This is a genomic window from uncultured Zoogloea sp. (assembly GCF_937894855.1).
Taxonomy (GTDB): Bacteria; Pseudomonadota; Gammaproteobacteria; order Burkholderiales; family Rhodocyclaceae; genus Zoogloea; species Zoogloea oryzae.
Genome location: NZ_CALAYQ010000209.1, coordinates 41,007 through 66,313, shown reverse-complemented (window position 1 = coordinate 66,313; position 25,307 = coordinate 41,007). Strand labels below are relative to the sequence as shown.

19 protein-coding genes and 1 riboswitch are annotated in these 25,307 nt (G+C 69.5%); of the genes, 4 read left to right on the top strand and 15 right to left on the bottom strand.

Annotated elements, in window-relative coordinates:
• From Q0672_RS23095 to Q0672_RS23045, 11 genes are all read right to left on the bottom strand, one after another.
• A partial coding sequence (locus tag Q0672_RS23095) for a hypothetical protein (RefSeq protein WP_298626555.1) occupies positions 1-259 on the bottom strand: 259 nt, incomplete at its 3' end.
• 104 nt (positions 260-363) lie between these two features.
• On the bottom strand, positions 364-543 hold the full coding sequence (locus Q0672_RS23090) for a DUF5668 domain-containing protein (protein WP_298626552.1): 180 nt from the start codon (positions 541-543) through the stop codon (positions 364-366).
• Between the two features lie 42 nt (positions 544-585).
• Positions 586-1,977 (bottom strand): sensor histidine kinase, encoded by a 1,392-nt coding sequence (locus Q0672_RS23085; RefSeq protein WP_298626550.1) that lies wholly within the window; start codon positions 1,975-1,977, stop codon positions 586-588.
• Positions 1,958-2,644, bottom strand: a complete 687-nt coding sequence (locus Q0672_RS23080; protein ID WP_153163164.1) for a response regulator transcription factor — start codon at positions 2,642-2,644, stop codon at positions 1,958-1,960. The genes Q0672_RS23085 and Q0672_RS23080 overlap by 20 nt, the downstream gene beginning before the upstream one ends.
• A 42-nt stretch (positions 2,645-2,686) precedes the next feature.
• Positions 2,687-5,791, bottom strand: a complete 3,105-nt coding sequence (locus tag Q0672_RS23075) for a CusA/CzcA family heavy metal efflux RND transporter (protein ID WP_298626546.1) — start codon at positions 5,789-5,791, stop codon at positions 2,687-2,689.
• Between the two features lie 12 nt (positions 5,792-5,803).
• The gene (locus Q0672_RS23070; protein ID WP_298626543.1) at positions 5,804-6,955 is read right to left on the bottom strand and encodes an efflux RND transporter periplasmic adaptor subunit; all 1,152 of its coding nucleotides are present in this window, start codon (positions 6,953-6,955) and stop codon (positions 5,804-5,806) included.
• Positions 6,952-8,202, bottom strand: a complete 1,251-nt coding sequence (locus tag Q0672_RS23065) for a TolC family protein (RefSeq protein ID WP_298626540.1) — start codon at positions 8,200-8,202, stop codon at positions 6,952-6,954. Before Q0672_RS23065 ends, Q0672_RS23070 begins: the two co-directional genes overlap by 4 nt.
• 100 nt (positions 8,203-8,302) lie before the next feature.
• Positions 8,303-8,932, bottom strand: a complete 630-nt coding sequence (locus Q0672_RS23060) for a hypothetical protein (protein ID WP_298626537.1) — start codon at positions 8,930-8,932, stop codon at positions 8,303-8,305.
• 5 nt (positions 8,933-8,937) lie between these two features.
• The gene (locus Q0672_RS23055; protein ID WP_284189939.1) at positions 8,938-9,477 is read right to left on the bottom strand and encodes an ATP/GTP-binding protein; all 540 of its coding nucleotides are present in this window, start codon (positions 9,475-9,477) and stop codon (positions 8,938-8,940) included.
• A gap of 11 nt (positions 9,478-9,488) precedes the next feature.
• Positions 9,489-10,724 (bottom strand): hypothetical protein, encoded by a 1,236-nt coding sequence (locus tag Q0672_RS23050; RefSeq protein WP_298626533.1) that lies wholly within the window; start codon positions 10,722-10,724, stop codon positions 9,489-9,491.
• Between the two features lie 20 nt (positions 10,725-10,744).
• On the bottom strand, positions 10,745-11,143 hold the full coding sequence (locus tag Q0672_RS23045) for a hypothetical protein (RefSeq protein ID WP_153163171.1): 399 nt from the start codon (positions 11,141-11,143) through the stop codon (positions 10,745-10,747).
• Between the two features lie 303 nt (positions 11,144-11,446).
• Positions 11,447-11,664, top strand: a riboswitch (cobalamin riboswitch).
• 150 nt (positions 11,665-11,814) lie between these two features.
• Between Q0672_RS23045 and Q0672_RS23040 the strand changes: the two genes are divergently transcribed.
• From Q0672_RS23040 to Q0672_RS23025, 4 genes are all read left to right on the top strand, one after another.
• Entirely contained in the window at positions 11,815-16,185 is a 4,371-nt protein-coding gene (locus Q0672_RS23040) for a cobaltochelatase subunit CobN (protein WP_298626530.1), read from the top strand.
• 225 nt (positions 16,186-16,410) lie between these two features.
• Entirely contained in the window at positions 16,411-16,620 is a 210-nt protein-coding gene (locus Q0672_RS23035) for a MotA/TolQ/ExbB proton channel family protein (RefSeq protein ID WP_298626527.1), read from the top strand.
• Positions 16,617-16,949, top strand: coding sequence for a DUF2149 domain-containing protein (locus Q0672_RS23030; protein WP_298626525.1), 333 nt, complete (start codon positions 16,617-16,619; stop codon positions 16,947-16,949). Before Q0672_RS23035 ends, Q0672_RS23030 begins: the two co-directional genes overlap by 4 nt.
• Positions 16,950-16,970: 21 nt before the next feature.
• Positions 16,971-19,064: a TonB-dependent receptor gene (locus tag Q0672_RS23025; protein ID WP_298626523.1), complete on the top strand. Its 2,094-nt coding sequence runs from the start codon at positions 16,971-16,973 to the stop codon at positions 19,062-19,064.
• Positions 19,065-19,071: 7 nt separating this feature from the next.
• Here the strand turns inward: Q0672_RS23025 and Q0672_RS23020 are convergent, their stop codons facing one another.
• The 4 genes from Q0672_RS23020 to Q0672_RS23005 form a co-directional block, all read right to left on the bottom strand.
• A complete protein-coding gene (locus tag Q0672_RS23020) occupies positions 19,072-21,012 on the bottom strand; it encodes a hypothetical protein (RefSeq protein WP_298626520.1) in 1,941 nt (646 codons plus the stop codon).
• Positions 21,009-21,752 (bottom strand): toll/interleukin-1 receptor domain-containing protein, encoded by a 744-nt coding sequence (locus Q0672_RS23015; protein WP_298626517.1) that lies wholly within the window; start codon positions 21,750-21,752, stop codon positions 21,009-21,011. The genes Q0672_RS23020 and Q0672_RS23015 overlap by 4 nt, the downstream gene beginning before the upstream one ends.
• A gap of 516 nt (positions 21,753-22,268) precedes the next feature.
• Entirely contained in the window at positions 22,269-23,801 is a 1,533-nt protein-coding gene (locus tag Q0672_RS23010; protein ID WP_298626514.1) for a hypothetical protein, read from the bottom strand.
• Positions 23,798-25,162, bottom strand: a complete 1,365-nt coding sequence (locus Q0672_RS23005) for a toll/interleukin-1 receptor domain-containing protein (protein WP_298626511.1) — start codon at positions 25,160-25,162, stop codon at positions 23,798-23,800. The genes Q0672_RS23010 and Q0672_RS23005 overlap by 4 nt, the downstream gene beginning before the upstream one ends.
• Positions 25,163-25,307 lie beyond the last annotated feature (145 nt).

Here is a 25,307-nt window from a genome sequence, read left to right as displayed (position 1 = left end):
CGTAGGCCAGATCGGCGTTGCCGTGGGCGCGGAGCACCGCGGCGAGGGGATTGGGACGGCCGGGGGACGGCACCAGGCCATCCTTGGGAATCGCGGCCAGCGCCTTGACGAGGCGCGAGCCCTGATCGACCAGCTCGGTGGCGCGCTGCTCCGTCTGGTTGCGCACCGCCAGGAAGGCGACGAGCAAGGCAGCGGCGAGGCCGGCGACGAGGACGAAGAGTCCGGCGCGATCGGCGGAACTGGAGCGGGCGGGAATCACGGGGCGCGTTATCTGAGCGGGTTATTCCCGGATAACGGTCGCAGGCCGGCGTACTTTAGCTGGCCGGGGACATTCCCTTTAAGTGCGCGGCGAGGCGGGTGGGCTCAGTCGGGCCGGTTCCGCTCGCCCGGGGTGAGGAACAGCCCGATGCCGAGGGCGATCAGCACCAGCGGCCACCAGGTGCGGGCCAGGCGGACGATGTCGAGTTCGAACAGATCGAGGTTGATCCCCAGGGCGACGACGCCGATGAGGATGAGGGAGATGGCTGCGAAGTGGCCGCGCATGGGTGATTCCGTGGAAATACCGGGGATGCCGATGGTAGCGCGTTATGCGGGTTCTTCGTCGGGGGTGTCGATCAAGGCCGGCAGGCTTACCCGCAGCAGCACGCCGCGCCCGTCCGGGGTGTCGAGGATGTCCACTTCGCCGCCGGCGCCGTGGGCGATCTCGCGGACGATGGCGAGGCCCAGGCCGCTGCCCGGGTGGCTGGCGGCGGGCAGGCGGAAGAAGCGCTCGAAGACCTGCTGGCGGGCGGCGGGCGGAATGCCGGGGCCGGTGTCTTCGACTTCGACGAGGCTGTGGCTGCCGTCGGTGCGGCAGCGGATGGTCACCTCGCCGGGCGCCGGGGTGTAGTTGAGGGCGTTGGCGACCAGGTTGGCGATCATCTCGCCCAGCAGCAGGCGGTCGCCGTTGACCCGGGCGGCCTGCAGCTCGAAGCCCAGGTCGAGATTGCGGGCTTCGGCGAGGCGGATCCACTCGGGGCTGCGGTCGCGGATCAGTTCGGGCAGGTCGACGGTGGCGGCGAGGCTGGTATGGCGGCCGCCGGGCTCGGCGGAGAGCAGCACCAGCATCTGGTTGATGAGGTGGCCGAGGCGTTCGATGGCGCCCACGCAGTGACGGGTGCGGGCGTCGCGCTCGGTGGCGTCGGGCTCGCGCTGGAGGAGCTCGAGCTGGGTGCGGATGCCGGCCAGCGGCGTGCGTAGCTGGTGGGCGGCGTTGGCCACGAAGCGCTGCTGGGCTTCGGCGGCCTGCTCCAGCCGGTCGAGCACCTGGTTGAATTCGGTGACGAGGGGGCGGATCTCGATGGGCGCGGCGCTCTCGTCGAGGGGCTGCAGGGCCCGGTGTTCCATGCCGTGCAGCGCGCGGCGGATGCCCTCGACCGGTAGCAGGGCGTGATGCACGCCGAACCAGATGGTGATGCCGGTGGCCACCGCGAAGAACATCAGCGGCAGCAGCAGGGCGACGGCCAGGTCGAGCTTGAGCTGGTCGCGCTTGCGGGTGGTTTCGGCGGTGACGAAGATGAAGGGTTCGTCGGCGATGGTGCGGTGGATGGCGGTGACGCGCACCCGGTGGCCGCGGAAGTGGGAGTCGAAGCTAGTCCGCTCGCCGCGCACCTCGTCATCGGGGCCGGCCTCGTGGGGCAGGCCGGCGTCGCCGGCGATGAAGCGGTTGTTGGGGCCGAGGATGAGGTAGTAGATGTCGTCCACCCGGTCGGTGCGCAGCACCTGCTCGGCGGCGGGCGGAAAGACGAAGCGGGGCTCGCCGTCCACCACCTCGAGGTGGGGCACCAGCGCCAGGCTGGCGTCGGCGAGGGCCTGGTCGAGGGCCTCCATGGCCGGCTGGTGGACCAGGTGGTAGGCCAGCGGCAGGAAGGTGATGATGGCCAGGGCTGCCGGCAGCAGCAGCCACAGCAGCAGGGATTTACGCAGGCTTCGCGTCATGGGGCAGGTCTTCGAGCATGTAGCCCAGGCCGCGTACGGTGCGGATGCGGATGCCGGCGGGCTCGAGCTTGGCCCGCAGGCGCGAGACGTAGACCTCGACGGCGTTCTCGCTCATGTCCTTGTCCCAGCTGCACACGGCGGCGACGATGCGCTCCTTGCTGAGGACGCGCTCCAGGTTGTCGAGGAGAAACTGGAGGATCGCCCATTCGCGCTGGGGCAGCTCCAGGGGCTGGCCGGAGAGCCACGCCCGGTGGGCTTCCTCGTCCAGCACCAGGGGGCCGAACTCGCGGCGCTGGCCGCTCTGGCCGCGGCTGCGGCGCACCAGCGCATTGACCCGGGCGAGGAGTTCGACGGCCGCGAAGGGCTTGGTGAGGTAGTCGTCGGCGCCCAGGTTGAGGCCGCGCACCCGCTCGTTCAGGGCGTCGCGGGCGGTGAGCATCAGCACGTGGATCGGGTTGTGGCGGGCCCGCAGGCGCGACAGCAGCTCCAGCCCGTCCATGCCGGGCAAGCCGATGTCGAGCACCATCAGGTCGAACTTCTCGGCGGCGACGGCGGCCTCGGCCAGCTCGGCGCTGCCGACGAAGTCGGCGGTGAAGCCGGCCCCGCGCAGCAGCTGGGCCACGCCATCGGCAAGCAGGGGGTCGTCTTCGACGATGAGGATGCGCATGGGCGGTTGGGCCTGGGCGGTTGGGTTGAGGGGGACGCTAGCTTAAACGTCTTCCTTCTTCACCCGCTCCTTGGCGCCGCCGTAGGACAGCAGGACCGGCAGCAGGAGCAGGGTGAAGATGGTCGCGCTGACGATGCCGCCGACGATCACGACGGCGAAGGGGCGCTGGGTTTCGGAGCCGATGCCGTGGGACAGGGCGGCGGGCAGCAGGCCCAGGCCGGCCATCAGGGCGGTCATCACGATGGGGCGCAGGCGCAGCATGGCGCCGTCGAGGATGGCCTCCGAACGCGTCGCGCCGCGGCGGGCGATCTCGATGACCTGCTCGACCATGATCACGCCGTTCTGCACCGAGATGCCGGCCACCGCGATGAAACCCACCGCCGCCGACACCGACAGGTGCAGCCCGGCCAGCCCCAGCCCGGCGAAGCCGCCGATCAGGGTGAAGGGGACCATCGACAGTACCAGCAGGGCCGGGCGGATGTCGCGGAAGGCCCAGAACAGCAGCGAGAAGATCAGCCCCAGGGTGATCGGCACGATCAGCTTGAGGCGGGCCATGGCGCGCTGCTGGTTCTCGAACTGGCCGCCCCAGGTGATGGTGTAGCCGGCCGGCAGGCTGACCTCGGCGGCGACCTTCTTCTGGGCTTCGGCGACGAAGCTGCCCTGGTCGCGGCCGCGCAGGTTGGCCTTGACGATCACGTTGCGGCTGCCGGCTTCGCGCTGGATGCGCGACGCGCCCTGGCGCAGCTCCACGTCGGCCAGATCGCCCAGCGGAATGCTGCCATGCCCGTCGGGCAGGGCTACCGGCAGGTTGGCGATGTCGTCCACCTGGTCGCGGAACTGGGGTCCGAAGCGCAGGGTGACGTCGTAGCGGCGCTCGCCTTCGTAGAAGGCATTGACCGCGCTGCCGCCGAGGGCGGTCTGGATCATCGCGTTCACGTCGGTGACGTTGATGTCGTAGCGGGCCAGGGCTTCGCGGCGCAGGCGGATGTCCACCTCGCTCTGGCCGCCCACCGGCAGCGCGGCCACGTCGGCCGAGCCTTCGATGCGGTTGAGGACGCCGGCGATCTGGCGGCCCTTGGCTTCGAGCACCTCCAGGTTGGGGCCGAAGACCTTCACCGCGATCTCGCCCTTGGCGCCGGAGAGGGATTCCTCCACGCTGTCCTGGATCACCTGGGAGAAGTTGGTGGGCAGGCCGGGGATGGCCTCCAGGCGGCCCGACATGCTGTCCACCAGCGCGTCCTTGGTGGCGAAGCGCCATTCGCTGCGGGGTTTGAGGTCCACCAGGATCTCGATGTTGTTGGGGCCCTTGGGGTCGGTGCCGTCGTCGGGGCGGCCCACATGGGTGATGACCGCCTTCACCTCGGGGTAGGTGGACAGCACCGCGCGCACCTTGCGCTCCACGTCCTTGGTGTTGGTGAGGCCCGACGACTGGGGCAGGCTGATGGTGAGCCAGATGTTGCCTTCGTCGAGCTTGGGCAGGAACTCGGAACCCAGCAGCGGGGCGATGCCCATGGCGGCGGCCAGGCACAGCAGCGAACCGGCGATCACCGCCCGGCGGCGGGCCTGGAGCTTGACCAGCAGATCCCGGTAGCGCGCCTGGAGGCGGTGCAGCCAGGGGCTTTCCTTCTCGGCCATGTCCTCCTTGTTGAGGGCGTAGGAGAGCAGCGTGGGCACCAGGGTGAGGGTCAGGATCAGGCCGCCGAGCAGGGCGAAGGAGAGGGTCAGCGCCACCGGGGTGAAGATCCGCCCTTCCATGCGCTGGAAGGTGAAGATCGGCAGGAAGGCGACGATGATGATGGCCTTCGAGAACATGATCGGCGAACCCAGCTCGACGCAGGTCTGCTTGAGGGCGTGGATGCGCCGGCCCACCGGCGAGATGATCCCGTGGTGTTCGGCGTGGGCGTCCACCGCCAGACGCACCATCAGCGCCTCGACCATCACCACCGCGCTGTCGATGATGACGCCGAAGTCCACCGCGCCCAGGGAGATCAGGTTGGCCGACACGCCCATGGCGTGCATCAGGATGAAGGCGAACAGCAGCGACAGGGGAATCACCGCGGCGACGATGATCGCCGCCCGCAGGTTGCGCAGGAAGGCCAGCAGGATGGCGGTGACGAGCACCGCGCCGACCAGCAGGTTCTCGGCCACGGTGGCCACGGTGTGGCCGATGAGTTCGGTGCGCTGGTAGATCGGGCGCAGGTGGAAGCCTTCGGGCAGGCGGGCATTGACCTCGTCCACCTTGAGCTTGAGGGCTTCGACGATCTTGGCGGCGTTGCCGCCCTTGGTCATCTGGACGATGCCCTCGATCACATCGTCCCGGTCGTTGAAGGCCACGATGCCCGAGCGGGGGCGGAAACCCGCCACCACTTCGGCCACGTCGGAGATGCGCACCGGCTTGCCTTCGCGGGCTACCACCACCACGTCGCGCACGTCGTCGAGGCTCTGGAACAGGCCGAGGGTGCGCACCACCAGGGCTTCGTCGCCGCGGGGGAGCAGGCCGCCGCTGCCGTTGGCGCTGGCCGCGTTGAGGGCCTGGGTGACATCGCCCAGGCTCAGCGCGTACTTGCGCAGGAGCTCGGGGTCGATGCGCACCTGCACCTCGCGGATCGCGCCGCCGAAGCTCACCACGTCGGCGACGCCCGGCACCATGCGCAGGGCCGGGCGCACCGTCCAGTCCTGCACCGCGCGGATCTCTTCCCGGTCGGCGGTGGGCGGGGCGTCGAGCACGTAGCGGTAGATCTCGCCGACGGCGGTGGTCAGCGGCGCCAGCACCGGCTGGGAGCCGGGCGGCAGCGAGACGTTCTGCAGGCGTTCGAGCACCTGCTGGCGGGCGAAGTAGTCGGCGGTCTTTTCATTGAAGGTGAGGGTGACCACCGACAGGCCGGTGATCGACACCGAGCGCAGCTGGGTCATGCCCGGCACGCCGCTCATCTCCCGCTCGATGGGCAGGGAGATGGTGCGCTCGACCTCCTCGGGGGCGATCCCGATGGCCTGGGTGACGACCTGGACCTGCACGTCCTGCACGTCCGGGAAGGCTTCGATGGAGATCTGGTTGACGGCGTACAGGCCGTAGCCGAGCAGCACCGCGGCGGCGATGAGGATGAAGGCCCGCTGGCGCAGGGCGAGGGTGATGAGGGTGTCGAACATGGCGGCGGCCCGTCAGCGGGAACTGCTGGCCAGTTCGGCGTTGAGGAGCAGGGCCCCGACGCTGACCACCTTGTCGCCGCCCTTCACGCCGCTCCACACGTAGGCGTAGCTGCGGGTCTGCACCGCCAGGGTGACCTCGCGCTTTTCAAACACGCCGGCTTCGCGCTCGACGAAGACGTAGTTCTTCACCCCTTCGACGAGCAGCGCGCCGGTGGGGATCTTGGGGAGTTCTTCCTTGGCGTCGGCGAGGATGCCGACCTTGGCGTACATCTCGGGCTTGAGCAGGCCCTCCCGGTTGTCCACGGCAACGCGGGCCTGGATGCGGCGGGTCTGGGGGTCGAGGGTGGGGGCCACGTGCACCACCTTGCCGGTGAAGCTGCGCTGGGGATAGGCGGAGACTTCCACCTGGGCCGACTTGCCGACGGTGACGATGGGCAGGTCGCGCTCGGGCACATCCACCAGCACCGACAGGCGGCTCATGTCGGTGACGACGAAGAGCGGCTCGGGGGTGTCGGGGCGCACTTCCATCGCCGGGTTGATCTTGCGGGTGGCCACCACGCCGCTGATCGGTGCGCGCAGCTGGTAGCGCTGGCCGCCGGACGCGGTGGTGCCGCCGGGGTTGAGGTTGGCGAGGCGCAGCCGGGCCCGCTCCACTTCGGCCTGGGACTGCTGGGCCTCGGCCTGGGCGGCTTCCAGGTCGCGGCGGGGGATCACCTCGGCCTGGAACAGGCTGCGGGCGCGTTCGAGGGCGGATTTCTTCTGCTGGGCGTCGGCCTGGGCCTTGGCCAGATCGGCGGCGGCGGTGCCCAGTTCGGGGGCGTCCAGCACGGCCAGCACGGTGCCGGCCTTCACGGTGTCGCCGATGTTGGCGTGGATCTCGACGACCCGGCCGGCGATCGGGGCGACCAGCCGGGCGGTGGCGTTCTCGTCGTAGCTGATGCGGGCGGCCAGGGGCTCGTCCATCGGCACCGGGGCGAGGGCTGCGCGTTCGGTCTTGATCTGGGCCAGTTGGGGCGCGGCGGTGGGGAAGCGCAGCACGCCGGGTTCGGCGGAGGGGCGCTGGATGGCCGGCTCGTCGGGTTTGGCGGGGGCGCTCGGGCGCAGGTACCAGGCGCCGGCGGCGACGGCGGCCACGAGGGCGACGATGATGGGCGTGCGTTTCATGGGGTGGCTCCGGCCAGACGCAGTATCAGGGCGGCGCGGGCGACATCGGCCCGGGCCTGGACGGCTTCGATGCGCGCGGCGCGCAGGTTGCGCTGGGTGTCGAGGTAATCGGTGAGGCTCATGCCGCCTTTCTGGATGGCGACGTCGGCGCCGCGGCCGGCCCGCTCGGCGGCGGGCAGCACCACGTCGCGCAGGCGGGCGTGGCGGCTGCGGGCGGCGGCCAGTTCGGCCTGCAGGCGGGCCTGTTCGCTGGCAACCGACTGGCGGGTGGCGTCGAGCTGCTGTTCGGCGGTGGTGTAGTCGGCTTCGCTCCGGGCGATGTCGCCCCGGTAGTCGTAGCCGAGGAACAGCGGAACAGAGATGCTGACGCCGTAGGTGTTGCGGCCGTCGGGCGGGTAGTGCTCGTATTGCACGCCGACGGAGACGTCGCGGGTGCGCTGGGCACGGGCGAGTTCGCGCAGGGCGCTGGCCTGGGCCACGCGCTGGCGGGCGGCGAGGATATCCACGCGTTCGGCGTCGGTCTGCGCCGGGGCCACGGCGTCGTCGCCGGGCCAGTCGTCGGTGGTCTGCAGGGTGCCCGCCGGCAGCCGGTTGCCGAGCAGGCGGGCCAGGGCGATGCGCGCGCGGGACAGGGCGAGCTCGGCCTGCACGGCGTCGTTGGCGACGCGGGCGGCGTCGGCGGCAAAGCGGGCCACGTCCACCCCGGCCAGGTCGCCGGCCTTGCCGCGCACCTCGGCGGCGTCGGCGGCGCGGCGGGCGAGGGCGGCGTTTTCGTCGGCGATGCGGCGCACCTCGCGGGCGGCGCGCAGGTCGACCCAGGCGCTGGCCAGTTCGATGCGGGCGAGGCGGATGGTGTTGTCGAGATCGAGGCCGGTGGCAGCGAGGTTGCGGTCGGCGGCGGCCAGGCGCAGGTCACGCTTGTCGCCCCGTTCGATCATCTGATCGACCCGCAGCACGTTGTCCACCGGGCGATCCCAGTAGCCGCCGTTGCCGCTGCGGGTCGGGTTGATGCTGGTGACCGAGGCGGTGACGATGGGGTTGGGCCGGGCCCCGGCGATGTCGATGCCGGCGCGGGCCCCGGCCACGGCTGCGCGCGCCTGGAGGATGGTCGGGTTGGCGTCGAGCAGGCGCTTTTCGGCGTCCTGCAGGCTGAGGGGCGGGGTGTCGGCGGTCTGGGCCTGGCTGATGGCCGGCAGCAGCAGCGCGGCGCTCAGCAGGTGCCGGGTGAGGCGGCGAAGGGGCAGCAAGGGACGTATTCCATCGGGCAGTGAGATCCAGATGTGAAGTCTAGGAGCGGAGTCTGTCCGTCACCTGACTACTTCCTTGCGCGGAGCTTGCGTCGCAGTGTCAGCTGGTTACGGTGCTGTCGGCCGTGGCGGGGAGCACGCTGGCGAGGGGGCCGTAGCGCTGGTGGAGCAGCCAGACCAGATCGACCAGCGGGGGCTGGTTGAGGTGGGGCACGCCGGCCAGGATGAGCACGAAACGGTGGCTGCCCACGTAGAGCGGCCAGAAGCCGATCTGGCTGTGGCCGGCGGCGTCGGGAATCGACCAGGCGCTGCCGTAGAGGCTCAGATCCTGGTTGATGACTCGCTGGTGGCGGTTGTGCAGGCTGGCCAGATCGGCCGACAGGGCGGCCAGGGCTTCGGCCTGCGGGGTGGTGAAGCCGGTGCTGGCGAGGTGAAAGCCGTGGGCGTCGGCCAGCAGCGCGCTGCGGCTGCCGGCGAGGGGCGGGAGCAGGCTTTGCAGGGCGGCTTCGATGGTGTCGCGGGGGGCGCAGCGGGGGGCGTCGAGGTACTGGATCCAGCCCGCGGTGGCGAGCCGGCGCACGAAGCCGTCGTCCTCGTCGTGCCACGCGGGGCTGGCCGGCTGGGCGAAGAGCAGGCGGATGAAGCCGCGCAGGCGGTCTTCGGCCTGGGCGGCGGCCGCAAAGTAGGCGCCGGCCGGGGTGGGGAGCAGGAAGCGGCGGGGCGCGTCCATGGGGGTCAGGCGCTGGCCACCGGGTCGATGACGCTTAGCACGGCTTCGATCAGCAGGCACACGTCGCGGCGGGCGCGGGCGTCCACCTCGAACACCGGCACGCAGCCGAAGCCGGCCCGGTCGAGCTCCTGCTGGTAGTCGGACAGGCTGGGGGTGGCGGCGAGATCCACGTGGGTGACGCCGATGGCCACGGCCGTCTTGCGGATGAAGCCGCTGAAGGCGCCCAGGTAGAAGCGCAGCTCCTTGAGCGGGTCGCCGCGGGAGTTGTCGATCAGCAGGATCAGCGCGATGCCGCCTTCGGTGAGGATCTCCCACATGAAGTCGAAGCGCTGCTGGCCCGGCGTGCCGTAGAGGTGGATGGTGCTGCCGTCGGCCAGCTTCATCGCGCCGTAGTCCATCGCCACCGTGGTGTTGGGCTTGAGCTCGCGGACTTCGTCGGAGGCGGCGGCGTCAGTGCGTACCGGCGGGATGTCGCTGGCGGCGGTGACGGCGGTGGTCTTGCCGGCGCCGACGGGGCCGGCAAAGATGATCTTGTAGTGGCTCATCAGCGCAGGCCTCAGCCAGCTGCGGCTTCTCCGAGGCGGGCGCCCAGCAGCTTGCCGAGGATGCGCTTGAACAGGCCGCGCATCGGCGGGGCGGCTTCGGCCGGACCGGCGACGACCTGCCGGCTGACGATGCGGGCGGCGGCGAGGGCGGCCGGGTTGGCGGCCAGCTCGACCAGACCGAGGGCGTGGCAGGCGCTGTAGAAGGCGAACACGTAGCGCTGCGGGATGCCCAGCATGCTCACGGTGTCACGCAGGCTGTAGCCGCCCCGCGACCACAGGCCGGCGATGCGCATGGCTTCGGGCGGCACGGCGAGGCGGGTGAGGTTGGGCCAGCTGTGCAGGCGCACCGGGTGATCCAGGCTGGTGCCCCGGGGCAGGCGCCCGCGGGAGGCCCACAGGGCCACGTCCCATTCGAGGGCTTCGAGGGGGCGGCTTTCGAGCGTGTCCATGCGCACGGCGTCGCCGGGCTCGACGCGGCTCATCTTCACCGTGCCGCGGGTGGGCAGCTGGGCCAGGGCGCGCAGGGCGTTGGTGCTGCGGGCCTGGAGCGCCTTGCCGCTCTGCGGGTCGAGGTAGAGGGCGGTGCCGCTGGCGTCGTCGATGCGCATCGGGCGGTGGATTTCCCGGGCGTGGGCGACGGCGCGGGTGATCTCGCCCTGCAGGAACTGGTCCGGGGTGTAATAGATGGCGTTGCGGGCGATCAGGTCGTCGAGATCCACATCGGGCATCGAGCCCACATAGAAGGTGGACAGGCGCTCTTCGAGCTGGCGCAGGAGGGCCACCGGATCGGCGTTGGCGAGGCGCGGCTCGGTGCGGTTGAAGAGCATCTCGACGGGCATTTCGTCGGGGATGCTGTCGGCGTCCTCGAGGGTGCCGGTGTCGATGGCCGCCACGGGGGCTTCGACGACCGGCGCAGGCGGCAGCAGGCGGCGGGCCTGTTCGAGGGCGGCCGAGAAGGCGGCGAGGCCCACCGGCTTGGTGACCGGGATGGTCAGCGGGTCGTTGTCCAGCGGCGCCTTCTGGGTGCTGACGATCAGTGGGCGGCCCGGGTAGAGCAGGCGATGACCTTCGAGGAGGTAGCGGCCCAGGTCGTTGTCGATGTCGATGAAGGCCACGTCGGCGGCGGTTTCATCGGTGATCTGACAGGCACGGGAGTCCACGCGCGAGAGGAATATCTCGAAGGCGTACAGCGAGCGGCTGTCCATGCCGGTGTGGCAGAGGCGGAGCGTAGGCTGGGCGGTCATCATGGTGTTTCTCCCGAAGGCGGTCAGAGGGCCGGGGTGGTCATGCCGACCAGGCCGCGCGTCAATACCGAGCGGCTGGCCGGGGGTTGTACGTTTTCGTCGGCGCGCACGCCGCTGGCGAGGTGGCTGGCGAGGAAGCGGCGCTGGGGCGGGTCGAGCTGCAGGGCGGTCTGCGACAGCATCGCGGACTTCAGGCCGACGCCCCGCTCGGCCAGCACGATGAACAGATCCACCAGGGCGCCGTAGGTCGCGTCGCCGTCGCCCAGCTGCCAGGCGATCAGGATCCGCCGGGTGTGGCTGGTCAGGTCGTCCGGCTGGCGAGCCAGATGCATCTCCAGGTGCGCGAGCAGTCGTCCGGCCTCGCCCCGCAGGTGCAGTATGTTGCTGTCAGGCTGCTGGAAGGCGGGTTCGGGTCGTTCCAAGTCGGAGCCCCTGGCTGGGTGAGTTCGATCACGCCCGATGTCGTGCGTGATATGACGATCGGGCTCGATTATAGGGGGCTCGACGGCGACGAAACCGGCCGCTTTGATTACTTCTGTTATTTATACAGATTTTGACAAAGCTGCCTGTCAAATGCTGACATGCGGCCCGGATTGGGTCTTGATCCGTCCGAAAATCGAGAAAATTTACCCAGCCTTGGCCTGGCGACGCCCCGGGCTGAGGGGGCTCCGACACGCCCGCAGGTGACATCCGGCTTGCCGGGCTGCCGACTTTGTCTTAACCTCGGCGTCCCTGTTCCTCCGGGTGCCCGATCCGCCTTCGCGGAAACGGCCAAACGGGAAGTCCGGTGACGTCGGCGGCAAGCCCTCCGACCATTCCGGCGCAGCCCCCGCTGCTGTAAGCCAGACGACTCCATCCACATGCCACTGGGCACCAGCCCGGGAAGGCGGATGGGGAAGGACGACGGCGAGCCAGAAGACCGGCCCGAGGACATTGTTTCTGCTGAGCCCCGGGGTGCGGGCCTGGCGAGCGAAATGTGTCCGTCCGCCGGCCAGCCCGGCGTCCGTCCTCCTGCCGGCGTGTCCCGCCGCGCGGTTTCGTTCCGTCTTTTCTCGTCCCCGTCCGGCCCGGCGATCCGGCCCATGGAGACGGGATGTCAGGACCACACTCAGGCTTTTGCCGCACCCTCGCTCGCGCCCTGCTCGCCGCGGCCCTGCTGGCCGCGCTACCGGCGAGCGCGGCGACGCTGTTCGGTGTCGTCACCGACCGCGCCGCGCCGGCCGCCGTCGAAGGCGCCCGCAAGCACCTCGCCAGCCATCCCCGCGACCGCGTCGTGCTGCGCACGCCGGCCCAGCTCCTCGCCGCCAGCGATCGCCAGCTGCGCCAGTGGCTCGACGCCGACGCGGTGCTGGCGGTGTCGGTATTCGGCGATCCGGCCCGCCGGCTGGTCGACGCCCTGCCGGCCAGCCGTGCCACCACCGTGCTGGCGATGAACGGCGAGCAGCGCCTGAACCTGCACAGCCGCGGCGCGGCCGGCGCGCTGGCGGATTTCCCCGCCGACACCCTGCGCCAGCTCGCCGCCGAGCAGCCGCCCGCGGAGGCCCTCGATGCCGCCGCCGCTCACCCGCCCGCCGCGGCATGGCTCGCCGCCCGCCGTAGCTGGCAGGCCGGCGGTGCCGACAACCTCGCCGGCCTGTACGCCCACCTGCTCGCCGGCAAGGCGCTCCCGCCGCCGCTGCCCGAACCGGCCCTGCGCCTGCGGGTGGGCGAGGTGGAGCGTACCGACGCCAGCGCTTGGCGATCCGGCCTGCTGCCCGCCGGCCCGGCGCTGGCGGTGCTGGATCTCGCCAACATCGAATCCGGCACCGCCGCGGCGATCTGCGGCGAATCCCGCCGCCAGGGTCTGCCCTGCGCCGAGGTGCTGACCCGCTGGGGCGGCGCCTCGCGGGAGGCCATCGAGCGCCTGCCCGAACTCCTCGCCCCGGCCCGGCCTGCGGCGCTGGTGGTGGTGCAGGACTTTGTGGTCGGCGCCGCCGAGAACCGCGAGGCCGTCACCGAAGCCCTGAAGAAGCTGGATGTGCCGGTCATCAAGGCGATCCGCCTCACCGAGCGCACCGCCACCCAGTGGCGCCTGTCGCCCGAGGGGCTGCCGGTGGATTCGGTGCAGTACCGGGTGGCGTTGCCCGAGCTGCAGGGCATCGGTCAGCCCATCGTGGTGTCGGCGGTGGGGGCGGGGCGAGTTGATCCGCTCACCGGCGTCGAGCTGCGCCGCACCGAGCCCATCGCCGCCGAGATCACCCGGCTGGTGGCCCGCGCCACCCGCTGGCAGCAGCTTCGCGCCAAGGCCAACGCCGACAAGCGGGTGGCCATCGTCTACTACAACCACCCGCCAGGCCGGCAGAACATCGGCGCCGACAACCTGGACGTGCCCGCCTCGCTGTTCGCCATCCTCACGCGCCTGAAGGCCGAGGGCTACGACACCGGCGAGCTGCCCGCGTCGCCCGCGTCGCTGCTCGACGGGATCATGGCCCGGGGCGTGAATCTGCCCGAAGACAAGACCGCGCTGGCCGAGCTCTCCCGCGAGGTGGCCGGTGTGAGCGCCGCCGACTACAAAGCGTGGTTCGCCGGCCTGCCCGAGCGGGTGCGCGGCGAGATGGTCTCCGGCCCCCTCGGCCGGCTCCACGCCGAGGTGCTGGAAGCCGAACGCGCCGGCGAGCGCAGTCTGGGGCGCAAGCGGGTGGAATCGGTGATGAAGGAGCTCCACCATCTGGCCGAAGGCGCGGATCACCCGCGCCGCGCCGAGGCCATCGCCGGCCTGAAGGAACTCGAAGCCGGCTACCGCGGCTGCCTCGCCGACGTGCCCCTGCGCAGGTGCGAGAGCCTGTCCAACCTCGCGTGGCGGATCGTCGGCTACGGCGTCGAGGGCCTGCGCGGCTGGGGCGCTGCGCCGGGCAAGGTGATGGTGGCGGACGGCAAGCTGCTGGTGCCGGGGCTCACCTTCGGCAAGGTCTTCGTCGGGCCGCAGCCGCCGCGGGGCTGGGAGGTTGATGAAGAGCTGCTCCACGCCAACACCAGCGTGTCGCCGCCCCACCAGTACCTGGCCTTCTACCACTGGCTGCGCGACCGCTTCCGGGCCGACGCGGTGGTGCACCTGGGCCGCCATTCCACCTACGAGTTCCTGCCGGGCAAGGCGGTGGGCCTCACCGCCGACGACTACCCCAGCCTCGTCGCCGCCGATCTGCCGGGCATCTACCCCTACATCGTCGACGGGGTGGGCGAGGGCGTGCAGGCCAAGCGCCGCGGGCTGGCGGTGATCGTCGACCACCTCACCCCGCCGCTCTCCGCGACGCCGCTCTACGACAGGCTGCTGGAACTGCGCCAGGTGGTGGAGAGCTTCGAGGCCGCCAACAGCGAGAGCCTCAAGGCCCAGGCTGCCCGCACCATGCGTGAGCAGGTGGTTGCCCTCAACCTGCGCGCCGAGCTGGAAGCCTCGATGGCCGACGTGCTGGAGGTGCGCGGCATTGGTTTCGAGGACGCCGACGACGATCTGCTCGCCCACGAGATCGGCCACTACCTCACCAAGCTGCAGGAGAAGTTCATGCCCCACGGCCTGCACGTCTTCGGGCAGGACTGGAGCGCCGAATCCCTGGCCCTGATGGCCGGCTCGATGGCCCAGGTGGCGGGCGGCTACGACGCGGCCATCGCCGCCAAGCTGGCCGCCTCACCGCGGCTGGAGATGGACGGCCTGCTGGCCGGGCTTGCCGGGCGCTTCGTGCCGCCGGGCAAGGGCAACGACCCGCTGCGCTCGCCCGAGGCGCTGCCCACCGGGCGCAACTTTCATGCGGTGGATGGCGACCTGCTGCCCACCCGGCTGGGCTACGCCCTCGGCGCCAGCCTTGCCGACAAGGCCACCGCCCGACCCCGCAAGGTGAGTGCCGGTGCCGACAGCGACGCGGTGATCCTGTGGGCCTCCGACGCGGTGCGCGACGAGGGCGCGATGGTCGCCTTCTGCCTCTCGCTGCTGGGGGCGGAGCCGGTGTGGAACGCCCGCGGGATCGTCACCGACGTGCGCCTCCTGCCCGGCAAGGCAAGGCGCGACGTGATCGTCACCACCTCGGGGCTGTTCCGTGATCTGTACCCCAACCTGCTCAATCAGATCGACCGGGCCGGCCGGCTGGCGCTGGCCGCGTCGGCCGAGGTGCTCGCCGAGCAGCGCCCGGAGCTCGCCGACGCCCTGGCCGCCGCGCTGGTGCCGCTGGGAAGCGGCGTGGCGCTGGGGCGCGAGCCGCTCGTCGGCAACGTGGTGGCCCGCGCCTGGATGGGCCGCACCGACACCCTCGCCAAGGGCGGGCTGGCGCTGGCCGACGCGGGCCGGGCGGCGGCGCTGCGCATCTTCGGCGACGCGCCGGGCGCCTACAGCGCCGGGGTCAATCGGCTGGCCGAACGCTCGGGCGCGTGGCGCGAGCGGGAGGAGCTGGGCCGGGTCTACCTCAACCGGATGGGCCACGCCTACGGGCTGGATGCTGCGGGCGACGCCACCCACGCGGCCTTCGAGACGGCGCTCGCCGGGGTCGCCCGCAGCTACCACGGCCGCGCCAGCAACCTCTATGGCCTGCTCGATAACAACGACGCCTTCGATTACCTGGGCGGCCTTTCGCTGGGCGTCGAGACGCTCACCGGCCGGCGCCCGGAGGGGCTGATCCTGCAGCATGCCGACCCGGCCCATCCGGCGGTCGAGCCGCTGGCCACCGCGCTCTTGTCGGAGCTGCGCGGCCGCTACCTCAACCCGGAATGGCTCAAGCCCCTGATGAAGCACGGCTACGCCGGCGCCCGCACCATGGGGCAGGAGTTCCTCGAGAACCTGTGGGGCTGGCAGGTGACGCGGCCGGACCTCATCAAGCAGTGGGCCTGGGACGAGGTGAAGGAGACCTGGTTCGACGACAAGCAGAAGCTCGGCCTGCCGCGCTTCCTGGCCCAGGGCCACAACGCCCACGTGAAGGCCCACATGCTGGCGATCTTCATGGTGGCGGCCGAGAAGGGCTTCTGGCAGGCCGACGCCGCGACGATCCGCCAGATGGGCGGCGAGCTGGCCCGGCTGGTGGCGAAGAACGGCCTGCCCGGCAGCGGCCACGCCGCGCCCAAGCACCCCATGTGGGACTGGCTGCGCCCGCGCATCGACTCCACCGACGCAGAGGCGCTGGGCGTCGCGCTGGCCCGGGCGCAGGGGGCGACGCTGCCGGCTGCCGCGCCCGCAACCCCGGCGCCAGCGGCCCCGGCCCCGGCGCAGGCCCGCTCCACGTCGCAGGCCGAGCCCTCTCCGCCGCCCGAGACGCCCGCCGAAGCCCCGCAGCCGGTCCGCCAGACCGAGCTGGTCGTGCGCCCTGCACCCGCCGATCAAGCGCGCGCTTCCATTCCGCAGGCGGCGCTGGCCGTTGTGCCGCTCTTCTTCCTGCTGGGCCTCGCCTGGAGCGCCCGGCGCCTGCCCCTTTCCCCAACCCGAAACCGAACCGGTGAATCCCGATGAACCACACCCTCTCCTGGCTCCATGAAGCCGTCACCTGGCTGCTCACCCCGGCCCTCCTGGCGCTGGTCGCCGCCTGCGCCATCGCCCTTGCCGAAGCCGGCCTCGCCCTGGGCGAACGCCTGTGGGGCCTGCGCCGCCTCGCCGCGGTGGGGGATGTGCTCGCCGTCCAGCGCGTCGCGCGGCACCGGCTGGAGCGCGCCGACCTGCTCGCCCGCATCCCCCCCCATGCTGGGCCTGATGGCCACCATCATCCCCCTCGGGCCGGGCCTTGCCGCGCTAGGCCAGGGCAACCCGGGCGAGCTGGCGAGCGCCGTCACCGTGGCCTTCGACGCCACCGTGCTGGGCCTGGTGGCCGGCATTGGCGGGCTGGTGGTGGGCAAGCTGCGCCGCCGCTGGTACGAGGAGCTGCTCGAAGGCATGGAGCAGGCGGAATGAAGGCCGCAAACGCCCCGCGCCGCCGCCTGCGCCTGTATTCCCGGCTCGATGCTCGCTTCGACGACCGGGACGAAGACCCTCGCGCAAGTTTGGTCAACCTTGTTGACGTAATGCTCGTGTTCGCCTGCGGCCTGCTGGCCGCGATCGCCGCCAACACCCAGGGCGCCCTCAGCCAGCCCAAGCCCGTGGACAAGGGGCGCGCCATCGAGCGCCCGGCCGACGGCACGGGTCAGGCCGGCGCCGGCATGGACCGGGTCGGCGAGGTCTTCCGCGACCCGAAGACCGGCCAGCTGATCCTCATCGAGCCGGCCGCGCCGGCATCCCGCTAACGTTTTCCTGTGAGACTGCCCATGAAGCACCCGTTTCGTCCGCGTACGCTGGCTGCCTGCCTGGCGGCCGCGCTGCCCACCCTCGCCGCCGCCACCGAAACCACCTTGCCCGAAGTCACCGTCGGCAGCCGCCGGGGCGATCTCGTCGGCGTCGCCGACGCGGCCTCCGAAGGCATCATCGACGCCCGCCGGCTCGCCACCCGTCCGCTGCTGCGCCCGGCCGAGGCGCTGGAGACCGTGCCGGGGCTGGTCGTCACCCAGCACTCGGGCGACGGCAAGGCCAACCAGTATTTCCTGCGGGGTTTCAACCTCGACCACGGCAGCGACTTCGCCACCTTTGTGGCCGGCATGCCGGTGAACATGCCCAGCCACGCCCACGGCCAGGGCTACATGGATCTCAACTTCCTAATCCCCGAGCTCATCGCCGGCATCCGCTTCCGCAAGGGCGTGTATGCCGCCGAGGACGGCGACTTTGCCACCGCCGGCGCGGCGCGCATCGACTACCTGCGCCAGCTGGCGGCGCCCTTCGTGGAGATCGGCGCGGGCCAGAACGGCTACCGCCGCCTGCTCGCCGCGGGCAGCCGGCCGCTGGGCGAGCTGCAGCTGCTGGCGGCGGTCGAGGCCTCGGGCAACGACGGCCCGTGGGAGCAGCCCGAGAACCTCGCCCGGCGCAACGCCGTGCTGCGCCTCTCCGAAGGCTCGGCCGCCAACGGCTTCGCCCTCACTGCGATGAGCTACACGGCCCGGTGGACCGCCACCGAGCACGTGCCGGCGCGGGCCATCGACAGCGGCGAGATCGGCCGCTTCGGCGCCCTGTCGCCCAACGACGGCGGAACCACCCACCGCCACAGCCTGTCCGCCGAGTGGGCGCGGCCGGATGCCTACGGCGCCAGCCGGGCCGGTGTTTACGTGATCGACTACGGGCTCAACCTGTTCTCGGCGCCGTCCGGTTTCATCAACGGGCCGGCCGGCGACCAGCACGAGCAGGCCGACCGGCGCCTCGTGTGGGGCGGGCAGGCCAGTCGCAGCTGGTTTCTCGGCCCCGAGCTGAAGGATTCCGAACTGACCGCCGGCCTCCAGTGGCGGCAGGATCGCATCCGCAGCGTCGGCCTGTACGCCACCGAGGATCGCCAGCGCAGCGCAACCGTGCGCCAGGACAAGATCACCGAGACTGCCGCGGCGCTGTTCGTCGAGGCCCGCACCCAGTGGCGGCCGTGGCTGCGTAGCACCCTGGGCCTGCGTCATGACGAGGTGGACGCCCGCGTCACGGCCGCCGGCGGCGAGTTCAACCTCGCCAACGGCGGCAAGGCCCGCGCCGGCCAGACCAGCCCCAAACTGGGCGTGGTGCTGGGGCCGTTCGCCTTGCCGGCGCCCACCGAGTTCTACGCCAACTGGGGGCAGGGCTTCCACAGCAACGACGCCCGCGGCGCCACCAGCAGCACCAACCCGGCCGACGGCAGCGCGATCAGCCGGGTGCCGCTGCTGGTGCGCGCCCGGGGCGCCGAGCTGGGCTTCCGCAGCACGCCGCTGCCCGGCTGGCAGACCAGCGTGTCGGTGTGGCAGATGGCGCTGGCCTCCGAGCTGGTGTTCATCGGCGACGAAGGCGTCACCGAACCCAAGGGCGCCTCGCGCCGCCACGGGCTGGAGTGGAGCAACGAGCTGGCGCTGCCCGCCGGGGTGAGTATCGACACGTCGCTGGCGCTGTCCCAGGCGCGCTTCCGTGAGGCGAATCCGGACAACGGCGGCACCCGCGTGCCCAACGCGATCCCGGTGGTGGCGTCGGTGGGCGCGGCCCTCGACCCGGGCGGGCGCTGGTTTGCCGGCGCGCGCCTGCGCTACCTGGGCGCCTATCCGCTGGAAGAAACCGGGCGCGAAAAATCCACGCCCTTCTGGATGGCCAACCTGCGGGTGGGCTATCGGCTGGCGCCCGGCAGCCAGCTCTCCCTCGACGTGCTCAACCTGTTCGACCGCAAGGCCAACGACATCGAATACTGGGGCGGGGCCTGCACCCGCAGCGAATCGGCCAGCGGCGCCTGCGGTGGCGGCATCGACGGCCGGCTGGTGCATCCGCTGGAGCCGCGCACCCTGCGGCTGGCGTGGCGGATCGGCTTTTGAGCGGGCCTCAATGCCCGCCGGCGACGGCGCTGGGGATGGCTCGTTCGACGATGCGGCCCAGGTCGCCGGCCATATGGATCATCGTCAGGGCGACCTGCTGCAGTGCCGGCGGCTTCCACTGGGCCTGATCGGTGGGGAAGCTGTCGAGCAGCCCCTCCATGTACTGGGTGACGAGATCGCGGATGGCCATGTCCGGGTAGTCGTTGAGGTCGGCGAGCAGGAGCGGCATGCCCGGTGCGCTTTCGGCGATCCGTCCGGGTAAGGTGAGCAGGAAGGGGCCGGGCGAACGGATCAGCCGGGTCAGGATCTCCTTACGGGTGAGCAGGCCGTGCTGGGCGTTGAGCAGCCATTGTCCGGCCAGCGCAGCGCCGTAGCGCGGGCGTCCGGCCTTGCCCGGCCCGCTGCCGGAGGCGGGTGTCGGAATGCAGAAAAGGTTGACCTGCTTGGTGACTTTGGTGGGGATGGTGCTGCCTTCGGGGAGTTCCGCTTCCAGCAGGTCGATCAACAGCTTGTAGCGTCGGGCTACCGGCTCGGCGTCGAGGTCGTTGCCGCTGCGCAGCAGCACGTAGGAGTAAGCCCCAAAGCCGCGCTGCTCGCCATCCAGCGTGGAGACCCGCTCGTAGGCGTGGCTGCGCAGCACCCGGATGGCCGCTGCAGTGGGGGCGGCGGCAGCGGCGGTCGAGGCCGCACTGTATTCGATGGTCGTCACCGGCTGCGGTGGTGTTGTGCCGTAGGCCAGGCGGTAGGCGTCAAGCCAGTCGGCACGCGCCTGAGCGTAGGCGGTGCCGGCGGCTGCGGCGAGGGGGGCGGCAAAGGCGGCTGCACCGCGGCTGCCGAGGCCGGCTTCGTCGAGGGCGGGGGCGAGGGTAGGCGCGACCCGGTCAAGCCAGCTACGCATTTCGATCGCCCATGTCTGAGGTGCGTCCGGCAGGGTGGGCAGGGTCTGTCTGAGGGCAGCGAGCCGCTTTTGCAGTCCGTCGAGCCCCGCCTGCGCGAGATCCAGGTCAGGCTTGCGTTCGACTTCTTCGGCTTGCAGGGCGGCACAGCTGTCGCCGACGCATTGGGCGAGCATGAGCTGGCGGACGCTCGCCGCGTCTTTTTCCCGGGCCACGGCTGCAGCCTGGGCGGCGCTGTCGTTGGCGCGTTCAAAAATTGATGCGATGCCGTCGGCCGGCATTTCGTCGTCCGGTAGCGGGGTTTCGATGGCGATGCGGAGGTGGTCGAGAGCCTCTCCGTCGGGCAGGGCTGGGCTGGCCACCACGTAACCGAACCACCCCGCCGAGCGGGCTTGGCGGGCGGCCTCGACACTCTGCCGGGTTTCATCGCGCATCGCGGCAAATGCCTGGCGCAGTGCTTTGCTGTCCGCGTCGAGGCGCGAGGTTTCATATGTGGTGCGGGAGATCAGCCCGCGAACCTTGCCCAGGGCATCGGCCGTCGCGTTGGCCGCGGTGCCGATACGGCGCTGCTGGGCCTGTAGCCTGGATTCGGCCTGGCGGCGGCGGGCAAACGCTGCCTCTGCGCCAGCCGCCGCGGTGCTGAGCCGTTCTCCGCCTTCCTCGGCAAGCCGGGTTGCAGCACGCCGGCTTTCGATTGCCGCGTCGACCTGCTCGCGTAGCGCGGCGTTGCCGGCATCGAGTTCGGTACCGAGTTGCTGGAGGACTTTGCGGGCAGCCACGATGGCCGGGTCGATGCGGGTGTGCAGGTCGATGATCCCGTCCCAGATTTCGCGGAGCGATATTGCCCTGGCGGCCACGCCATCGGCCTGCCTGTCGGCTTCCCGGGCGCGTGCGCGGAGATCTTCGAGTGCCTTCATCCGCGCTGCGGCCTGGGCCAGCCGCGCGACCTCCTCGGGCGTGGCGGCGAAGGCGGCCAGCGGCGTGCCGAGCAGCGAAAAGGCAAGGCCGCGCAGGACGAACGCGCGGCGACCTGGCGTGAGGTCTGCAGTCATGGTTTATCTCCCGGTTGCCCGGCGTTTCTTGCGAAGCGCCGTCGCTTGAACAACAGGATGGCTTCGAACAGTGCCATCGTGACCAGGCCCCAGGTGAACGCCGTCCCGTAGAGCATGCTGGGCGAAGCTTCGGACGAGGCGGGCAGCGCCGCGCGGATGACGATCACGACGAGGAGCGCGCTGACGATCAGCGTCCCGGCCATCCGTACCCCACGGCGTGCGAGGGATTCGGTGACGTCCCCGATGATCTCCAGGGCCGGTGGCCACGGCGGGACGCTGGCCGCGGACTGGGATGCCGTTGTGTCACCCAGGGGCGGTAGCAGTGGCGGAGTGTCGGGCATCCCGCTTGGGGCAAGGCCCTTCAGGAGGCGCTCGCGGGCTGCGTCTTCGGACTTGAGCCCGACGAGGTCGATGTAATTGATCTGGGCCAGAAGTCCGCCGGGCGTGCATTCACGCACCCGCACGGGGATGAGCTTGCGGGCCTGTCCCGTGGGGTCGGTGGCGAAGGCTGCGGCCCATTCGGGGGCTGTGAAGCGGGAGGCGAGGAAATCCGGCGACAGCACGGCCAGGGTGTGCGTGCTTTCCTCGACGGCCCGCTGCATCTCGAGGACGAAGTTGCTGCCCTCGCGGAAATCCCAAGCCTGGATCACCACGCTGTAACCGGCTTCCTTGAGCTGCCAGGCGATCCATTCGGCGTAGCGCTTGTCGGCTTTGTTGTAGCTGATGAAAAAATCTTTCATCGGTCGCACCCGTCGGCGGAGGGGGATTTCATCTTAACAGCCGTGAAGGGACGACGAACTTTCAGGTCGCTCGAAAAATATCGTTTGCAGCTTATTTCGAGATTGCTGTTCTTAAATAAATCAATGGGTTGCGAAAAATCTCGCAATCAGGATTCTTCGTGGTTTTGCAAGTTATCTCAAGATTTTTCGGGATTTTTGCAGCTTATTTCGAGATTTTTCTTGCCTGACTTCTGTAGCCCGATAGGAAGAGAAATCTTTGAAACTGTCAAGCCCCGCAATGTTCGAGTTGAACTGAGTCGAGGATAGTTTTGGCGAGTCGCTTCCCTTCGCCCAGTTGAGCCGTCAGTAGTATCGATCCACCCCGTGGCAGATTGTCGGCCGTGCTGCCATTGAACGCACGATCAAGCCATGTCGGCTATGGCGCCGTAAGCAGTCGTTCGGTGTAGCTCATCGCGAATGCGTGTGTCGTTGCGATTTCAGCGATTTTCATTGATTCCCTGTCTCGATTTTTGCGAGTTATATGTAGTAGCGGAACGGTAGCGGCGGCAGCTCGTTCTTGCGAGGCGCCGCCGTTAAAATTTCGCCCACGGCATCGGCGAAGCGCAGCGTGACCGGGACGCCGTCTCCAAAGATGCACGCGTTGTAGTTGAGTTTGGTTAAGGCGAGTACGTCGCCCATGACCTGCTTGATGTCTGCAGCACCTCGGCATATCTCGATCGAAAGCGGGTTGGGCACTTCGCGGCCGGCGTAGGTCTGCAACCTGGGCACGAAGCCCTTAGTCCACAGATACGCCATCCCCTGCGATTTCACCCAACCCACGCCACGGGCGATGTTCATCGTCCCGTGCCGATAGAGTTTCATGCCGACGTCTTGGCGGATGCGCACGCAGACCACGTTGGTCTCGTGCGGCACGGTTTCCTTGAAGCCTTCCCACTCCTCAACCGAGAAGCGCGTCTTGCCGTGGATGAAGAGCTCCTTGGGGGCTTGGCCGCCATGATTCTTGCGATACGCGTCTACGACCATCGCCATCAGGCACTTGGCCTTCTCCTTGGGGAGGTGGAAGTCGTCCTTAGTCGAGGTGAGCCAAGGGCCCACCGCGCCGCGAAACACAACGCCCTCGCCGGAGTCGAGGAACATCTGAGCGCCGCAGCACGCATTGCCCGGCTCGGCCGACGATAAGTCCTTCTTGAACACGATGCCGACATAGCAGACGCCGGGTCGCGAAGTTGCGAGCTGCCAAGGCTTGCCGCCGGCCTTGAAGAAGCAGGTAGTAGCGAGGTTCCATGCCAACGTGGCCGGGTCTTGTAGGCCGCGCCCTGGCATTCCGTTGTCGCGGACAAATTCCTCGGGCGCGAGCGTGGTCTCGCGAATCACTTGAACCGCAGCCTTGTGCTCCAATAGTCGTGCCTTGAGCTGGTTGTGGAAGTCGAGCTCGTAAAGATAAATCTCGGCCGACGCGTTGTCTTCGTCGAACAGGCCCGGCGCCTTGAGCAGGCGAGTCGCCGCCTTCTTGTCCATCAAAATCCCAGAGCGCTGCTTCTGACCGGCTTCGACCTTCGACTGCGGCCGGCAATATTTGTGGACCTCCTCGGGCACTACAGCCATCCAGAGATCGATGGCCGACTCGCTGCCGTCGCGCAAGTGGTTGGCGATGGCATCCGAATAGAGCGACACAGCCTTGTGGATCGCCTGATAGCGGTCGTCGATGCGGATCGCGTTGGCGAGCTCGATGGCGTCGATTTCGAGCCATGTCGCGGGCTGTGCGGGCCACTCAACGCCGAACAGGGCTTGGAAACCCGGAAACAGAGTGTGGTTGGGGTTGTCGGCCAGCGCCGGGGCGATGGGCTTGGCTAGGCGCGCGACGCATTTCGAATACCGACGCAGCCCCTCGGCCGTGGACACGACGCCGATGCGCAGCTTGGAGCCGGCCTGCGGGCTTTCCTTTGGGCCATACAGGAGCAAACCGTCCTTGGGATGCTCAATGGACTGCCCATACCCGAATAGGAGCTCGGGCTCGGCGATCTCGATGAGGTTGAGGTCGAAGCTCATACTGGATCCTCCTCGTCATCAAAGTCATCGACCTCGCCAAAGTCGTCGTCAGGCTCATCGATGGGATCGACGTCGATCGAGGGAATCAAGTCGGAGAGGCCCACGGGTGAGTTGAACATGATCGGTGTGGCCAGCACGACCACTTCGCGCCCCGAGCCCACGGGCAGCTTGATCTCGGTGCCGCCGTCGGCGACCAAGGCGAGGAACGCGCGCAGGAATCCGCGCCAACGGTCGTTCCACCAACTGCGGCAAAAGCTCATGCGCAGGCGGTGCGCCCTTGCCGGCGTGTCCAGCGGTTTTCCATCGTCGTCGGTGAAAACGATGGTAGAGCGCAGTTCGATCCGCCACGGCTCGTCAAACTGGGGCACCATGCCCACGGCGTAGCACCAATTGGCCTTCTTGCGTTCGCTGCGGCCGTTGAGCCCCTTGCGGCGCTTACGCCCATCGACATCGAGGAATGAGACTTTTTCGCCGCGCCCCTTGGTGAGCTCGGGCGTAACGTAGAAGACCTTGCGACCACCGGACTGCTCGTGGACGCCAAGGCCCTTGGCTTCCATGGTGAGCTCCCAAGCCTGCCGCACGAGATTGGCCACGCGCTTACGTGCCTCCCACGCGCTCACCGGCTTGCCGCCGAGGGTGGAGCCGCTTTCGATGAAGGTGGCCGAGTCCACGCCGTTGGCGGCTTTGAGCATGACCGACTTGGACATGTTGGACACAAGGTCGCCCGCCTTCGCGAACCCAGCGATGCGATCCTCATGCTCGAACCAGGGGATGCGCCGGTTGAGGTCGGTCAGCTTGATTTCGCGCTCGCTCCCCAAAATTCTTGCAGTCTCGATAGGCGGAAGCGAGACGACGCTGAGCCATGTCGAATCGAGTGACTCTTTGGACTCGGTGCGTAGGATCGCGCCATCCTTCATCTCGGCGAGCCAGTGCCTGGCAGAGCGTGGATCGGGTGCGGAGACCTTGGGCGCGTTGGCCTCGGTCAAGGTGTCGAGCAGCGCGGCTAATCCCTTGTGCCAGCCATTGGCGAAGTCGATGACATTCTTGCGATGGATACCGATTGGCAGCAGCGAGAAGTCATAGTCGTCCAGGCGGAGCGGGATCACGAAGCCCGGAATGGACTTCTCGATGGTCTGGGCCAACGCCCATTCGTCCTTGACACCCTGCTTGTCCACCGCAACCTTGGATACGACAGCCAAGAAGCGGAAGGACTCGTTGCGGATGGCCCCTTCGATCTTGTCCCAGAAATAGTCGCCGCCTTTGAGCCGCCCGAGGTCGTGCCATACGGAAAACCCAACGAGCTCCAAGCGGGCGCCAAGCCAGCGGACGAAACCGTTGTCCTCCGGAGTGGCGTGGCTCACGAATACTGATTCTCGCGTCATTGCTGGCCCTTCTGGACATCGTCCCGCCAGCCGGGGCTGCCAACACCGATCAGTGCTTCGGAACTCGACATTTTCCTTTCCCCAAAAATTTCTTCTTTCATGTTACTCCGAGGGCTGATGGTTA